Origin of the sequence: Roseovarius sp. TE539, assembly GCF_003298505.1 — a bacterium.
Classification (GTDB): domain Bacteria; phylum Pseudomonadota; class Alphaproteobacteria; order Rhodobacterales; family Rhodobacteraceae; genus Roseovarius.
Window position 1 is genome coordinate 213,055 of the sequence record NZ_QNGB01000001.1, and the last position, 16,142, is coordinate 229,196.

Sequence of the window (16,142 nt, forward strand, 5' to 3'; positions counted from 1 at the left end):
CCTCAGATCAGGAACTCGGCCAGCACCCCGTCCTCGGTGATGTCGCGATACTGGAAACCGGCATCGTCAAGTTTTTGTTCGAGGGTCACGAAATTCGCAGCATCATTGGTTTCGATCCCGATTAGGACCGATCCGAAGTTGCGCGCCGATTTCTTGAGATACTCGAAGCGGGCAATATCGTCATGCGGTCCGAGGATATTCAGGAAATCCTTCAGCGCACCGGGACGTTGCGGAAGACGAAGAACGAAGTATTTCTTGACGCCGGAATAGCGCTGCGCGCGCTCCTTGACCTCGGGCAGACGCTCGAAATCGAAATTGCCGCCGGTGGTCACGCAGACCACGGTCTGACCCGTTATTGTTCCTTCCAGATCCTTAAGGGCATCCACCGAAAGCGCGCCGGCCGGTTCCAGGACCACGCCCTCGACATTGAGCATTTCCAGCATCGTGGTGCACAATCGGTCCTCGTCGATCGACAGCACATCATCGGCTTGCATGTCACCAAGCCGCGCGAACGTGTGCCGGCCGATCTGCGCCACCGCCGCACCGTCGGCGAAGTTGTCCACACGGTCCAGCCGCACGGGTGTCCCAGCTGTGATCGCCGCCGCCAGAGACGCACCGCCCGATGGCTCCGCCAGGGTATAGTCACAGCGCGATCCGAGGTATCCGCGCACTCCGGCGGAAAGCCCTCCGCCACCCACGGGCATCACGATTCGATCGGGCGGACGGGAAAGCTGCGCCTCGATCTCCACGGCAACAGACGCCTGCCCCTCGATAACGTCCTCGTCGTCGAAGGGCGACAGGAAATGCCCGCCGATCTCCGTGCAATGGCCCTGCGCGGCCGACAGCGTATCGTCGAAGTAATCGCCGGTCAGCACGATCTCGATCGCATCGCCGCCGAATTTCCGGGTTTTTGATATCTTCTGGTCAGGGGTGGTGACCGGCATGAAGATCACACCGCGGACCCCGAAATGCCGGCACATGAATGCTACGCCCTGGGCATGGTTGCCGGCACTGGCGCAGACGAACTGCGCCGCGTCGGGAGTCCGGGCAAGTATTTTGCGCATGGCATTGAACGCCCCGCGCAACTTGTAGGAGCGCACAGGTGTCAGATCTTCGCGCTTTAGCAGGATCTCGGCACCGTACCGTTCTGACAGGTGATCATTGCGCTGCAGCGGAGTGGCCGCAAAAACATCGCGCATCGCGGCCTCTGCGGCCCGGGCCTTCTCGGGGAAATCGGTCATCCGTGATTGTCTGGCGCAGGTCGACCCCCTGTGCAAGCCCCCTCCTTGCCCCGGCCCGCAAAACCCGCTAATCGCCGGGCCGTATCCGAATGAGGAAGAACCCGATGTCCGCGCCCAAGAAAGTCGTGCTTGCCTATTCCGGCGGCCTTGATACCTCGATAATCCTGAAATGGCTGCAGACCGAATACGGCTGCGAGGTTGTCACCTTCACTGCCGATCTGGGTCAGGGTGAGGAGCTGGAGCCGGCGCGCAAGAAGGCGGAATTGCTGGGTATCAGACCCGAAAACATCTATATCGAGGACATTCGCGAGGAGTTCGTTCGCGAGTACGTCTTCCCCATGTTCCGTGCCAATGCCGTTTACGAAGGTCTTTACCTTCTGGGCACGTCGATCGCGCGGCCGCTCATTTCCAAACGGCTGGTGGAAATCGCGGCGCAAACAGGGGCCGACGCTGTGGCCCACGGCGCCACCGGCAAGGGCAATGACCAGGTTCGGTTCGAACTGGCGGCCTATGCCCTTGATCCGGATATCAAGGTGATCGCACCCTGGCGGGAATGGGATCTGACCAGCCGGACCAAGCTGTTGGATTTTGCCGAGCAGAACCAGATTCCGATCGCCAAGGACAAGCGTGGCGAGGCGCCTTTTTCAGTCGACGCCAACCTGTTGCACACATCTTCCGAGGGCAAGGTTCTTGAAGATCCCGCGGAGGACGCGCCGGATTACGTCTATCAGCGCACCACGCATCCCGAAGATGCACCGGATGCACCGGAGTTCATCGAGGTGGGGTTCGAAAAGGGCGATGCGATCAGTATCGACGGTGACGCCCTGAGTCCGGCGGCGATCCTGACGCGCCTGAATGAGCTTGGCGGCAAGCACGGGATCGGGCGGCTGGACTTGGTTGAGGGCCGCTTCGTGGGCATGAAATCACGCGGGATCTACGAGACGCCGGGCGGGACCATCCTTCTGGAAGCGCATCGCGGTATCGAGTCGATCACCATGGATCGTGGGGCCATGCACCTCAAGGACGAACTTATGCCCCGTTATGCGGAGCTGATCTATAACGGTTTCTGGTACAGCCCCGAGCGCGAGATGCTGCAGGCCGCCATCGACCACAGCCAGGCGCACGTGACCGGGACCGTTCGTTTGAAGCTGTACAAGGGATCTGCGCGGACGGTCGGACGGTGGTCCGATCACAGCCTCTATTCCGAGGCGCATGTAACCTTCGAGGACGACGCCGGAGCCTATGACCAGAAAGACGCGGCCGGTTTCATTCAGTTGAACGCGCTGCGTCTGAAGCTTCTTGCGGCGAGGGAAAGGCGGCTCGGGAAATAAGCCGCACGGCGTGCAGTGACTCGTAGAAGGGCAACGCGTGCCGGGCAAGTCGCGCTTGGTCTTTTGTCAGCTCCGGCAGGGCCCCCTCGGGCGGGGCGAACCCGGTGGAGGCGTGCACTGAACCGTACCAATGAGGCGCCCAGACGCCATCATCCTTGTGACCCCCCTTTGGCCAGCACAGCATTGCCGGATCCCATCGCAGGCCGATCGCCTCGCAGAGGGCTCGAAGCATCCCGGGCGGATCCTGGCGGATATCGGCCGAGTCGATCACGATCGGGGCACGGCCCTGTTCCGTCAGATGCTCATATAGCTCGAATTGCCGGTTGAAACCGAGATCATCAGGCGTCGGATTGTCATATTTCGCCGAGAAGCTCGCCGCGACACGGGCAGGGTGCCGGATCAGGAACACGTTCGTCACGGCGCTGATCCAGCCCCGGGGCATGGCAGGGATCATGTGCTGGGTCATGTGTTTCTGGTAAAAATGCGGTTTGCCATCCGGAATGGCCCCAACGAGTTGGTCGATCACGTTTGCCGGATCGGTGGGCCGGGAGGCGATGATCGCGTCACGCATCGGGTGTTCAAGAGCGGTTTCCGCCAGATAGGCGGCATAGAACGGCTCGTCGATCACGGCACAGTCTTCCCGCGCCCCAAAGGCATACATCATCGCGGTTGACAGGTTGCGGGGGCCGGACCACATCGCGATCCGCATCAGGTGATACCCCCGTGCACCAGATCCTTGTAAAGTCGCTGGATCCGCGCCGTTACCGGACCCGGCCATTCACTTCCGATGGGCCGCCCATCAATCGCGCTCACCGGTGTCTGGGCACCGAACGTGCCGGTCAGGAACGCTTCGTCAGCGCCGTAGGTATCGACGAGGGAGTAATTGCGCTCGTGCACCGGGATGCCGTTACCGCGGCAAATGTCGATAACCTTCTGGCGGGTGATCCCGTTCATGCAGTAATCGCCGGTCGAGGTCCAGACGGCACCACGGCGGACAATGAAGAAATTGCAGGCATTGGTGGTGTTCACGAACCCGTGCGCGTCGAGCATCAGCGCCTCGTCCGCCCCGGCTTTTTCGGCGGCAATGCAAGCCAGGATGCAATTGAGCTTGGAATGTGAATTCAACTTGGGATCCTGCGTCATCGGCAGGCCGCGCATGTGCGGAACCGTGGCCAGGCGAATGGGCCGGGCGATCAACGGCCTTGAATGTTCCATTATGATCGCCACGGTCGGGCCCTCACGGGACAGCGAAGGGTGCTGGAACGGGCGGGATTTGATCCCGCGGGTGACCATTACACGGGCATGGGCATCCGTTGTCATGCCATTGGCCGATTGTGTCTCTGATATTGCGGTTTTCAGGTCCCTTCTCGACAACCCGATATCCAGATCGATGGCTTTCGCCGCCTCGAAGAGACGGTCGAGATGTTCGTCAATGAAAGCCCAGGTGCCGTCATAAAGGCGAAGCCCCTCCCACACGCCGTCCCCGAGCATGAAACCGCTGTCATAGACACTGATCAGCGCCTTGTCCCGGGGTACAAGACCACCATTCAGCCAGATCAGAATATCTGCGTTGCGCCTGTCCTCTTCGGATTGGTGGGTGGTTTGCCGGTCCGTCATGTATTTTCCTTTCGACCCGATGCTATGCGGCTGCAAATCCCTTGCCAAGATGTAATCCGGGTTCAACGCTTCGTGACATCACACGGCCTTGTCTTGGCGGTGAAGGGAAGGCGTGACATCATCAACGCAACGGAGGAATAGGACGATGCATATCACCCGGAAAGATATCCAAAGCTGGTTGCTGGCGTTACTGATCCTTCTTGGTGTCATGGCCAAGGCGCAACAGGCAATCGCTGACCAAAGCCGGGAACTCATAGTCGCCGGCGGCTGTTTCTGGTGCGTTGAAGCGGATTTCGAGTCCGTGCCCGGCGTGGGCGATGTGGTTTCGGGTTTCACCGGCGGCCATACCGAGAACCCGACTTACCCTGCCAAGGGCACCGGCCACTACGAGGCAGTCCGCATTCCCTATGACCCGGATGTCGTGAGCTACCGGGAACTCCTCAACAAGTTCTTCAGGTCCATTGACCCCACAGATGATGGCGGACAGTTCTGCGACCGTGGCCCGAGTTACAGATCGGCGGTCTTCGTTGATAATACCACAGAACGCGGAGTCGCGGAGGCTGCGAAGGCCGACGCGATGGCGGCTCTCGGACAGGAGATCGTGACACCGATCCTCGATGCGGTCACTTTCTATCCGGTTGGTGAGTATCACCAGGATTACTACAAGAGCGACGATCGCATCCTGGCATCATCTGTCGGATTGTTCGTGAAAAAGAAGATCGCCTACAAACGCTATCGCAAGGGATGCGGGCGCGATGCCCGCGTCCGCGAATTGTGGGGGGATGCCGCGCCTTTCGCAGGCAGCTGATCAGGGCCGGCGCATGGTCTGGACCTCGGACAGATCCGGGATGACATCCGCGGTGCCGTGGCGCGTGACCATCAACGCGGCGGCCTGGTTGGCAAGTCCGATTGCCTGTGCGATCGGTTGCCCCCGGTCAAGCCCGGCCATCAGGTAGCCGGTGAATGTGTCGCCGGCGCCGGTGGTATCGACAGGATCTACAGGGGGTGCGGGAAAATCGCGTCCTTTCCACCCGTCGGCATGGTCATGCAGGCGACACCCCCGCTTCCCGAGAGTCACGATGACCTGCGCAACACCAAGATCCCCGGCCTGCTTTCCGGTGGCATCACGCAGTTGTTCCATCTCGACCTCGTTGAGCACCAGAAGATCGAGGTGCGGTGTCATGGACTCGACCGCCTCGGCAGAAAACGGGGCGGCGGCATAGGCAACGCGCAGCCCTGCAGACCGGGCGCGGATGGCTGCCTCTTCCTGCAGATTGGTTTCATTCTGGGTTATGAACCAATCGCCGGGCTTCGCGAGGGCGAACGCCGGGTTGAGACCGGTTTCCGGAATTGCATGGTTGGCCCCGGGATAGATGACAATCATGTTCTCGCCGGTCGGGTCCACCGTGATGATGGCATGCGCGGTGGGCTCCGCGACCTCGGATACATGGCGGGTATCGACACCATACTCCAGGAGCCTTTCAACAGCCCACCGGCCGTCGGCGCCCACCGCGCCAAGATGAAGGACATGCGCCCCGGCGCGTGCTGCGGCAACTGACATGTTGGCCCCTTTACCGCCCAGATAGAGAGCCCGGCCAGACGCCGCCAGCGTTTCGCCGGGTTTCGGGAGCCGCGGTACGGAATAGACGAAATCAGCGTTTATAGAGCCGATGTTCAGGATCATGCCTGTGCCTCACGAGGGATTTCGTCCGATCTCATCCCACCTTGCATGCTGCCAGAACGGCCATGTTCAGGATGTCGCTTGCCGTGGAGGTGGACGAGCAGATCTGGATCGGCTTGTCGATACCGGAAAGAATCGGGCCGATCACTGTGGCGCCGGCCATCTCCTGCATCAGCTTGACCGAAATCGACGCGGAGTGCCGCGCCGGGACGATCAATATATTGGCCGGTCCGGACAACCGCTGAAACGGAAAAGCCTCTTGTGACCGGGTATTAAGGGCGACATCAACGGTCATCTCGCCCTCGAATTCGAAATCCACGCCACGCGCCTCAAGGACCTGGGGCGCGCGATGCATCTTCTCTGCACGTTCGGACCGGGGATAACCGAAGGTGGAAAAACTGACGAAAGCCACACGCGGCTCCAACCCCAGATGCCGGGCCACATCCGCGGCACGTTGTGCGATGTTTGCAAGGTTCTCCTCGTCGGGCCATTCATGAACCAGAGTATCGGATATCATCACGATCCGGCCCTTGTGCATAAGGGCGGTTACGCCCGCGGCACCATGTTCTGCATCGGCATCGAACACGTGGTTGATCAATTCCATGACATGCGCGGATTTCCGTGTTGCTCCGGTAACCAACCCGTCTCCGTGACCATGCGCCAGCATCAGAGCCGAAAATACATGCCGGTCACGCGCCGCGAGACGATGAATGTCATGCCGGTCATGACCCTTGCGTTGCAGGCGGGCATAAAGATGATCCTTGTAGGTATCCAGATGCCTCGTGTTGGCGGCATTGACGATTTCCAACTCGCGCACCGCATCGCCCAGGCCGGCCGCCTCGAGCTTGGCCTTGACGTCGGTGTCGCGCCCGACGACCAGTGCCTTTCCCAGTCCCTGGCGCTGATACTGTACCGCCGCACGCAGTACGCGTGGATCGTCACCCTCCGCAAAGATCATCCGGGCCTGCGCGTTGCGCGCCCGAGCATTGATGGATCGCAGGATCGAGGCGGTCGGGTCCATCCTCGCCCTGAGCGCCACTTCGTAGGCGTCCATGTCCACGATCGGGCGGCGCGCGGCGCCGGTATCCATGCCGGCCCGCGCCACGGACGGCGGGATGGTGTGAATCAGCCTCGGGTCGAACGGTGTGGGAATGATGTAGTCACGCCCGAAACTGAGTTTGCGTCCATACGCCATCGCGACTTCGTCCGGCACATCCTCGCGCGCCAGTTTCGCCAGCGCCTCGGCACAGGCGATCTTCATCTCGTCATTGATCGCACGGGCATGAACGTCCAGCGCTCCGCGAAACAGGTACGGAAATCCGAGGACGTTGTTCACCTGATTCGGGTAATCGGATCGGCCAGTGGCGACGATGGCGTCGGCACGAACCTCGTGGGCCTCTTCCGGGGTGATTTCGGGATCGGGGTTGGCCATCGCGAAAATCACCGGGTCTTCGGCCATGGAAGCGACCATTTCCCGGGTCACCGCTCCCTTGACCGAAACACCGAGGAAAACATCCGCGTCCTTCATCGCCTCTTCGAGCGTGCGCAGATCGGTCTTGATCGCGTGGGCGGATTTCCACTGGTTCATGCCCTCCGTCCGACCCTGCCAAATCACGCCCTTGGTGTCGCAGGCAATGCAGTTCTCGTGCCGGGCACCCATTGCTTTGAGGAGTTCTATGCAGGCGATTCCGGCGGCGCCCGCACCATTGAGCACGATCTTCACATCCTCGATCTTCTTGCCCGACAGGTGCAGCGCGTTGATCAGACCCGCCGCACATATCACCGCCGTGCCATGCTGATCGTCATGAAAGACGGGGATATCCATCACTTCCTTGAGCTGCTGCTCGATGATGAAACATTCCGGCGCCTTGATATCCTCAAGGTTGATTCCGCCGAAGGTGGGCCCCATGAGCTTTACGGCGTTGATGAACGCCTCGGGATCTTCGGTATCAAGTTCGATGTCGATCGAATTCACATCCGCGAAGCGCTTGAACAGGACCGCCTTGCCTTCCATCACCGGCTTGGACCCGAGCGCACCGAGATTGCCCAGACCCAGAACGGCAGTGCCGTTCGAGATCACGGCGACAAGGTTGCCCTTGTTGGTATAGTCATAGGCGGCCTCGGGCGTTTCCGCGATCGCTTCGCAGGGGACCGCGACACCGGGGGAATAGGCAAGGCTAAGATCCCGCTGCGTTGTCATGGGCACGGTGGCCTGCACCTCCCACTTTCCGGGCGAAGGCTCCAGATGGAAGGCAAGCGCCTCTTCGGGGGTGATGCGGGAATTCGCCATGAAAAGGCCCTTTCGGTTCTGCGTCGTTACTTTCCATAGCGGGGGATGATGACGGCCTCAACCGGAACACTGTTTTGGCTTTCGCGCAAGCCGGAGGGTTTGTAATGTCCGCTGGCAGCGAGGGAGGCCGCGTGACATCCGAAAAATCAGCCGTGACGCCCATGATGGCGCAATACCTTGAGATCAAGGCGCAGTACCGTGATGCGCTTTTGTTCTACCGGATGGGCGATTTCTACGAGCTGTTTTTCGAGGATGCGGTCGCGGCAAGCGAGGCGCTGGATATCGCGCTCACCAAGCGCGGCAAACACAACGGCGAGGATATAGCGATGTGCGGGGTGCCCGTGCATTCGGCAGAGGGTTATCTTCTGACCCTGATCCGCAAGGGGTTTCGCGTTGCCGTGTGCGAACAGACCGAAGACCCGGCCGAGGCGAAGAAACGTGGGTCAAAATCCGTCGTCAACCGGGAGGTTGTCCGCCTCGTCACGCCCGGCACACTGACCGAGGAAACTCTACTTGATGCGCGCCGACACAACTATCTTTGCGCTTTCGCGCAGGTACGCGAGGATCATGCGTTGGCGTGGGTCGATATCTCGACCGGCAGTTTCCGGGTCATGCCGATCACACCCGCGCGTCTTGGGCCCGAACTTGCGCGCCTGCGGCCGAGTGAGGTCATCATCCCGGACGGGGCGGAGGCACCGTTCCCGGATATCGTGACGGAATCCGGCGCCGCGCTGACGCCGCTCGGCCGTTCCGCATTCGACAGCGCCGCCGGCGAGGACCGGCTGACAAAACTGCTTGGTGTCGGGACACTCGATGCGTTTGGAAATTTCGGCCGCGCGGAAACGGCAGCGATGGGCGCAATCGTCGAGTACCTGGAAATCACTCAGAAGGGCCACCTCCCGCGGTTGCGCCCCCCGGTCCGCGAAATGGCCGGGAAAGTAATGCAGATAGATGCGGCCACCCGGCGGAACCTCGAATTGACGCAAGCCCTGTCCGGGGGTCGGGCCGGCTCCCTTTTGGCAGCGGTGGACCGGACCTTGACGGCGGGTGGGGGGCGGCTTCTGGAGCGCCGGATTTCCAGCCCGTCCATGGATCTCGATATCGTTTCCGCACGTCTCGAGTCAGTGGATTTCCTTGCCGGAGCCGAGCGTTTGCGCGGTGACCTGCGTCAGGCGCTACGTCGTGTTCCGGATCTCGAACGCGCGCTTTCACGTCTGGGGCTTGACCGGGGCGGGCCGCGGGATCTGGCGGCGGTGCGCACCGCACTGGTTGGTGCCGCGGAGGCAGCGGGTTTCCTGAGCGGTTACACGGATCTGCCGGAGTTGCTTTCGACGACGTGCGGGGATCTGACGGGGGCAGGACAATCAGATCTTCTGGAACTTCTGGACGATGCTCTTGTGGCGGAGCCCCCGATTTTGATCCGCGACGGCGGATTCATAGCTGAAGGTTACGATACGGATCTCGACGAAGCGCGCCGATTGCGTGACGAGGGCCGCGGTGTGATTGCGGGTATGCAAAGCGATTACGTGACTGAAACAGGTATTCAGTCTCTCAAGATCAAGCACAACAATGTTCTCGGCTATTTCGTCGAGGTCACGTCGACCCATGCCGAGAGAATGTTGTCGGAGCCCCTGAACGAGACATTCCGGCATCGTCAGACTACGGCGAATCAACTTCGTTTCACCACCAGAGAACTCAGTGAGCTGGAAACCAGGATTCTTAACGCCGGCGGCCGGGCCCTGGATATCGAAAAGCGGCTTCATGAACGATTGCGTGACGCCGTGCTGGCGATTGAATCTGAACTGGCCGCTGTCGCCATGGCGCTGTCCGAGCTCGATCTCGCGGCGGCCTGGGCAGAACTCGGGCGCCAGGAAGGATGGTGCCGACCCGATGTCGACAGCAGCCGCGCCCTGACAATCGAGGCGGGGCGTCATCCGGTGGTTGAACAGTCGCTTCGCGCACAGGGGGCTTCGGGTTTCATCGCCAACGATGCCGACCTTGGCGGCGAGGCCGATATCTGGCTTCTGACCGGGCCGAACATGTCAGGAAAATCCACGTTCCTGCGGCAGAACGCCCTTATTGCCCTTCTGGCACAAAGCGGGAGTTTCGTACCTGCACGCTCCGCCCGTGTCGGTCTGGTCAGTCAGTTGTTCAGCCGGGTCGGGGCGTCCGACGATCTGGCCCGGGGCCGATCCACCTTCATGGTGGAAATGGTCGAGACGGCCGCCATTCTAAACCAGGCGGACGATCACGCACTTGTGATCCTTGACGAGATCGGGCGCGGCACGGCAACCTATGACGGGCTTTCGATAGCCTGGGCCACGTTGGAATATTTGCATGATGTGAACCGGTGCCGTGCGCTTTTCGCAACCCATTACCACGAATTGACGAGCCTCCGCGATCGCCTTGACCGGGTGGAGAACGCCACCGTCACCGTCAAGGAACACGATGGAGACATCATCTTCCTGCACGAGGTTCGGCGCGGGGCGGCCAACAGAAGCTACGGCGTCCAGGTTGCGAAGCTGGCGGGCCTGCCCGCGGCCGTTGTGGACAGGGCCCGCGTGGTTCTGGATGCGCTGGAAAAGGGCGAACGCGAAGGCGGCGGCACTGCACGCGAAGCATTGATCGACGACTTGCCGCTTTTTGCCGCTGCCCCGAGCGGTCCACCGCAACCGTCCCCATCACCGCGCTCGGATCTGGAGGAACGTTTGTCGGCCATCCTTCCGGATGAACTCAGCCCGCGGGAAGCGCTCGACCTGATCTACGAACTCAAGGCCCTTCAACGCACATCCGGGTGAACGCCGGGCCGGCCTACTCCTTGTTCGACGAGACGCCGACCTGGGCGGGGCGCAAAATGCGGTCATGAAGCATGAAACCTTCGGTGGAGACCTGGATGATTTCTCCGGCCGTGGTTCCCGGCACCGGCGCCTCGAACATCGCTTCATGTTCCTTGGGATCGAAACGATCCCCGATCTGTGGTGAAATCGGTGTGACACCGTGTTTGCTGAAAACCTTGATCAGTTCCCGCATGGTCAGATCCACACCCTCGATCAAGGCCGCCGACACCTCGCGTTGCTCGTCCGTGGCGGCCTCAAGCGCACGCTTGAGATTGTCGTAAACCGGGAGCATGTCGCGAGCCAACCGCGAGCCACCGTAATTTTCGGCTTCGCGGCGATCCTTTTCGGACCGTTTGCGCGCGTTCTCGGCATCGGCAAGTGCGCGCATGAACTTGTCTTGCAACGCGTCCCGTTCAGCACGCAGCGCATCAAGTTCCACCTCCTCTTCCGAAACTTCCTCCGCCTCTGCGGCTTGCGCTTCGGCCTCTGCCTCGGCGATGTCGTCCAGAAACTCGTCGTTTCTCGGGTCTGCCATGTCTCTACCTCTCATTCCGGTCCGCGATCAGCTTACCCACCAGTTGCGCGGTGTAGTCCACGATCGGTACGATCCGTCCGTAATTCAGGCGAGTGGGACCGATGACTCCCACCGCACCAATGATCTTTCGGTCAGCGTTCATATATGGAGACACCACCAAAGAGGAACCCGTTAGAGAGAAAAGTTTGTTCTCGGAGCCGATAAAAATGCGCACACCTTCACCCGCGTCTGCCAATTCGAGGAATTCGGCTATGTCACGCTTGCGCTCGAGATCATCGAAGAGGGACCGGATACGCTCAAGGTCTTCTTCCTCGGTTTCGGAATTCAAAAGATTCGCGCGGCCGCGAACGATGAGCCTCTCGTCGCCTGTGTCCTCTCCGTCCCAGACGGCCAGGCCACTCTCGACGAGGGCATGTGCCAATGTGTCGATTTCCTGTCGCCGCTCGGCGATCTGCGCGGTTATATCATTCTGAAGGTCCGAAAGCGTCCGGCCTTCTGCCAGTGCGTTGAGAAAATTCGCCGCTTCACGCATGGAACTGGGAGTCTGGCCCGGCGGCGGTGTGAAAATGCGATTTTCCACGTGACCATCTGCGAAGACAAGCACAACAAGAGCCCGGTCATGGCCAAGACCCACGAACTCGATATGCTTGATGGGCGCCTCGTGCTTTGGGGCCAGAACCAGCGACGCGCCCTGCGTCACCCCTGAAAGCGCGGATCCGATCCGGTCCAGAACTCCGGCCACGTCCTGCGAATTGCTGCTCATGGTGGCATCTATCAGGTCGCGGTCGTCGGCCTGAAGATCCCCGACCTCCAGAAGGCCGTCCACGAACATGCGCAGCCCCTCTTGCGTCGGGACCCGCCCGGCACTGACATGAGGGCTTCCAAGCAGACCGAGATATTCCAGATCCTGCATCACATTCCGGATCGTGGCAGCCGAAACCTTCTCGCTGAGATTGCGTGTCAGAGTGCGTGATCCGACGGGATCACCCGTCGCAAGATAGGATTCCACGACGCGGCGGAACACTTCGCGCGAGCGATCGTTCATTTCCTCCAGAATCCTGGCTCTGTCAGTCATGGCCTTGTACTGCTGTCCTCTCTGGCGGGTCACTAAAAGGCGTGGCGCGCAAAAGGTCAATCGGGGTTGCTATCTGCATCCGCTCGGCTGTATTCGAACGCCAAAGCAGGAAAGGACAGAAAATGCGCCCTTCGGGTAGAAACTTAAGTGAAATGCGGCCCGTTTCAATCGAGACTGGCGTCACCAAACATGCCGAAGGCTCCTGCATGATCCGCGTGGGCGATACACATGTTCTGTGCACGGCGACCATCGAAGACCGCGTGCCACCCTTCATGAAGGGCTCGGGCCTTGGTTGGGTCACGGCCGAATACGGGATGTTGCCACGATCGACCACAAGCCGGATGCGGCGCGAGGCGACCGCCGGAAAACAGGGTGGGCGCACGGTGGAAATCCAGCGGCTGATCGGCCGGTCCCTGCGTGCCGGTGTTGACCGCGTCGCGCTGGGTGAACGTCAGATCACGGTGGATTGCGATGTCATTCAGGCCGATGGCGGTACGCGTTGCGCAGCGATTACCGGCGGCTGGGTCGCTTTGCGTCTGGCGGTCAATAAACTGATCAAGGCCGGCGATATCCTGAGCGATCCGCTGGTGGAGCCGATCGGCGCGGTTTCCTGCGGGATCTATGCCGGCCAACCCCTGGTTGATCTCGATTATCCGGAAGATAGCGAAGCGGGTGTCGACGGAAATTTCATCATGACAGCCTCGGGCCAGCTTATCGAGGTTCAGATGTCCGCCGAAGGCGCCACATTCAACCGCGATCAGATGACCCGGCTCATGGATCTTGCCGAGGCAGGGGTTCGAGAGCTGGCCGAAATCCAGAGGGCCGCATCAAGTGCGTAAGCTCACCGACGATAAACTTCTTGTTGCAACGCATAACAGCGGGAAACTTGAGGAAATTCAATCCCTTGTTCGGCCGTTCGGCGTAACCGTTGTCGGGGCCGACGATTTCGGACTTGCCGAACCGGATGAGACCGAATCAACCTTTGTCGGGAATGCCCGGATCAAGGCACATACCGCGGCGAAAGCTTCCGGGCTACCGGCGTTATCCGATGATTCCGGTATCGAGATTGACGCGCTGAACGGCGCTCCCGGGGTGTATACAGCAAATTGGGCGGAATCGGGCGGAACACGCGATTTCGTGAAAGCGATGACCCGGGCGCATGACGAATTGCTGGCGGCAGGAGCCGAACAGCCGTGGCATGCGCGGTTTTGCTGTACCCTGGTTCTGGCATGGCCCGATGGGCATGAAGAGGTCTTTCCCGGCGTCATCGAGGGCCGTGTCGTCTGGCCCATGCGGGGTGCGAATGGTCACGGCTATGATCCCATATTCCAGCCGGATGGCTACACTGTGACATTTGGTGAAATGGATCGTTGGGAAAAGAACCGGATCAGCCATCGCGCAGATGCCGTGGCCAAGTTCGTCAAGGCTTGTCTTGGCTGAGGATTGGCAATCAGGTGGTTTCGGGCTTTATATCCACTGGCCTTTCTGCGAGGCGAAGTGCCCGTATTGCGATTTCAACAGCCATGTTGCCGCAAAGATCGACCAGGATCGCTGGCGCAATGCGTATCTGCGTGAGGTGGATCGAATCGCGGCATTGGTGCCGGGCCGCCCCCTGAAATCGGTTTTCTTCGGCGGCGGCACCCCGAGCTTGATGGATCCAGGTACTGTCAGTGCCGTTCTGGATCGGATCCGTGCATACTGGCCTGTATCCAACGATTTCGAGGTTACGCTTGAGGCTAATCCCGGTTCTGTCGAGGCGGGACGCTTCAGGGCCTATGCCGCCGGCGGTGTTTCACGTGTGTCAATCGGCGTTCAGGCGCTCAACGACGATGATCTCAAGCGTCTGGGCCGAATTCACACTGCTGCAGAAGCACGTCGCGCTTTCGATATCGCCCGAGACGCTTTTGATCGTGTGAGTTTCGATCTGATCTACGCGCGTCAGGGCCAGGCCCTTTCTGCATGGCGGAAGGAGTTGGGTGAGGCATTGGATATGGCCGCGGATCACCTGTCCCTGTATCAACTCACCATTGAGCCTGATACGGCATTTGGTAACAGGTTTGCGGCTGGTGGATTGCGTGATCTTCCGACCGATGACACCGCGGCGGACATGTATCACGTCACGCAGGAGGTTTGCGAGGCGGCAGGTCTTAACGCGTATGAAGTTTCCAACCACGCTCGGCCCGGAGCGGAATCACGGCATAACCTGATCTACTGGCGTTACGGGGATTACGCGGGGATCGGCCCCGGTGCGCACGGGCGGTTGACCCTGAACGGGCAACGGCATGCGACCGAGGCTTGGTCGAACCCTGAAAAGTGGCTCAACGCAGTGGCCGAGGCAAATCCCGACAGGTACAATGCCCGACTGGCCGGAAGCGATCAGGCAGTTGAATATTTGATGATGGGCCTGCGACTTCGGGACGGTATCGATGAAAACCGGTTTGAAGGACTGGCCGGAGCCCCGCTTGATCCCATCAAATTGCAGGAACTGGAGGATCTCGGGATGATCGCACGGACAAGTGGAAATCTCCGTGCAACGAGCCAGGGCCGGATCGTGCTCAACTCCGTTATCGGGTCGCTCCTGCCCGACTAAACCGCTTGTTGTTATTATTCCCGTTGGCCACTGAGCAACCGGCAAAGCGTGTCAAGCTCGTCCAGCGTGGCGTAGCTGATACGGATCTGGCCGGACTCCTTTTCAGGCTTGTGGTCAACCGCAACCTTCATACCAAGATTGGCCGAAAGATCACCTTCCAAAGCCTTGGTATCCGCATCCTTGGACGGCTTCCCTGCACCTGCATCGCTTTTGCCGGTTTCCGTAAAGACGTTTCCCACACCGTCTTTCGCCATCTTCTCCGTCTCCCGAACGGAAAGACCCTTCTTGATGACACGTCGCGCCAGTGAGGCCGGATCATCTGCGGTGACCAACGCTCTGGCATGGCCGGCGGAGAGCTTGCCCTGGCGCAAGAAATCCTGAACTTCTTCGGGCAGGTGCAGCAACCGGACGGAGTTGGCTATGTGGCTGCGGCTCTTGCCCAGAACGTCGGCGAGCTTTTCCTGTGTATGCCCGAACCGGTTCATGAGCTGTGAAAAACCGGCAGCCTCTTCAATCGGGTTGAGATCGGCGCGTTGAATATTCTCGATGATCGCAACCTCAAGGACCTCGGTATCGTCGAAATCTCGAACGATTACCGGAACCTCGTGTTGCTGCGCTATTTGCGCTGCGCGCCACCTCCGTTCACCGGCGACAATTTCGAACTCGTCCTCATGGCCGGGGCGTGGTCGTACGATCAACGGCTGGATAACACCTTTTTCGCGAATTGACTTCGCAAGATCCTCCAACTGCTCCTGCTCGAAACTGCGCCGCGGTTGTTCCGGATTCGGGCTGATGCGTTCGATCGGTGCCATCATGTCCGGCCGGCGCTGCGATGGCTCGGCGTGTTCGGCGGAGTTGCCTCCTTCGGTCACATCCGACATCAGTGCGGATAAACCGCGTCCAAGCCCGCGTTGTCTGGTTTTCCTGTCTGCCATCTTCGCTTCC

Annotated in this window: 14 protein-coding genes; 6 read left to right on the forward strand and 8 right to left on the reverse strand. The window is 60.3% G+C overall.

The features are described from left to right. Positions 1-2 precede the first annotated feature (2 nt). Entirely contained in the window at positions 3-1,241 is a 1,239-nt protein-coding gene (gene ilvA, locus DQW77_RS01055; protein WP_113256300.1) for a threonine ammonia-lyase IlvA, read from the reverse strand. Positions 1,242-1,345: 104 nt separating this feature from the next. Here ilvA and DQW77_RS01060 point away from each other — a divergent pair, with 104 nt between their 5' ends. Continuing rightward, on the forward strand, positions 1,346-2,572 hold the full coding sequence (locus DQW77_RS01060) for an argininosuccinate synthase (protein ID WP_113256301.1): 1,227 nt from the start codon (positions 1,346-1,348) through the stop codon (positions 2,570-2,572). Here DQW77_RS01060 and DQW77_RS01065 read toward each other — a convergent pair. Continuing rightward, entirely contained in the window at positions 2,508-3,281 is a 774-nt protein-coding gene (locus DQW77_RS01065) for an HAD family hydrolase (protein ID WP_113256302.1), read from the reverse strand. The two genes, DQW77_RS01060 and DQW77_RS01065, sit on opposite strands and share 65 nt — an antisense overlap. After that, the gene (locus DQW77_RS01070) at positions 3,281-4,189 is read right to left on the reverse strand and encodes a D-amino acid aminotransferase (protein WP_113256303.1); all 909 of its coding nucleotides are present in this window, start codon (positions 4,187-4,189) and stop codon (positions 3,281-3,283) included. Before DQW77_RS01070 ends, DQW77_RS01065 begins: the two co-directional genes overlap by 1 nt. 145 nt (positions 4,190-4,334) lie before the next feature. Between DQW77_RS01070 and msrA the strand changes: the two genes are divergently transcribed. Beyond that, complete coding sequence (gene msrA / locus DQW77_RS01075) at positions 4,335-4,997, forward strand: peptide-methionine (S)-S-oxide reductase MsrA (protein WP_113256304.1); 663 nt, start codon at positions 4,335-4,337, stop codon at positions 4,995-4,997. Here msrA and DQW77_RS01080 read toward each other — a convergent pair whose 3' ends face one another. Both DQW77_RS01080 and DQW77_RS01085 read right to left on the reverse strand, forming a co-directional pair. Then, the gene (locus DQW77_RS01080; protein WP_113256305.1) at positions 4,998-5,873 is read right to left on the reverse strand and encodes a ribokinase; all 876 of its coding nucleotides are present in this window, start codon (positions 5,871-5,873) and stop codon (positions 4,998-5,000) included. A gap of 31 nt (positions 5,874-5,904) precedes the next feature. Next, a complete protein-coding gene (locus tag DQW77_RS01085; RefSeq protein WP_113256306.1) occupies positions 5,905-8,160 on the reverse strand; it encodes an NADP-dependent malic enzyme in 2,256 nt (751 codons plus the stop codon). Positions 8,161-8,321: 161 nt separating this feature from the next. On the opposite strand from DQW77_RS01085, the gene mutS reads away from it, so the two are divergent. Further along, positions 8,322-10,958, forward strand: a complete 2,637-nt coding sequence (gene mutS, locus DQW77_RS01090) for a DNA mismatch repair protein MutS (protein WP_113256385.1) — start codon at positions 8,322-8,324, stop codon at positions 10,956-10,958. 13 nt (positions 10,959-10,971) lie between these two features. Here mutS and DQW77_RS01095 read toward each other — a convergent pair whose 3' ends face one another. Together DQW77_RS01095 and hrcA are read right to left on the reverse strand one after the other, a co-directional pair. Next, positions 10,972-11,532, reverse strand: a complete 561-nt coding sequence (locus DQW77_RS01095; RefSeq protein WP_113256307.1) for a nucleotide exchange factor GrpE — start codon at positions 11,530-11,532, stop codon at positions 10,972-10,974. Positions 11,533-11,536: 4 nt separating this feature from the next. Continuing rightward, entirely contained in the window at positions 11,537-12,607 is a 1,071-nt protein-coding gene (gene hrcA / locus DQW77_RS01100; RefSeq protein ID WP_113256308.1) for a heat-inducible transcriptional repressor HrcA, read from the reverse strand. A 122-nt stretch (positions 12,608-12,729) separates the two neighbouring features. Here hrcA and rph point away from each other — a divergent pair, with 122 nt between their 5' ends. The 3 genes from rph to hemW are packed head-to-tail and all read left to right on the forward strand — an operon-like array spanning position 12,730 to position 15,197. Beyond that, the gene (gene rph, locus DQW77_RS01105) at positions 12,730-13,446 is read left to right on the forward strand and encodes a ribonuclease PH (RefSeq protein ID WP_113256309.1); all 717 of its coding nucleotides are present in this window, start codon (positions 12,730-12,732) and stop codon (positions 13,444-13,446) included. Next, positions 13,439-14,047 (forward strand): RdgB/HAM1 family non-canonical purine NTP pyrophosphatase, encoded by a 609-nt coding sequence (gene rdgB, locus DQW77_RS01110; RefSeq protein WP_113256310.1) that lies wholly within the window; start codon positions 13,439-13,441, stop codon positions 14,045-14,047. Before rph ends, rdgB begins: the two co-directional genes overlap by 8 nt. Continuing rightward, positions 14,040-15,197 carry a radical SAM family heme chaperone HemW gene (hemW, locus tag DQW77_RS01115; RefSeq protein ID WP_181711168.1) on the forward strand — a complete coding sequence of 386 codons (1,158 nt, stop codon included), beginning with the start codon at positions 14,040-14,042 and terminating at the stop codon, positions 15,195-15,197. Before rdgB ends, hemW begins: the two co-directional genes overlap by 8 nt. Before the next feature lie 14 nt (positions 15,198-15,211). On the opposite strand, the gene DQW77_RS01120 is transcribed toward hemW, so the two are convergent. After that, positions 15,212-16,132 (reverse strand): ParB/RepB/Spo0J family partition protein, encoded by a 921-nt coding sequence (locus DQW77_RS01120; protein ID WP_113256312.1) that lies wholly within the window; start codon positions 16,130-16,132, stop codon positions 15,212-15,214. Positions 16,133-16,142 lie beyond the last annotated feature (10 nt).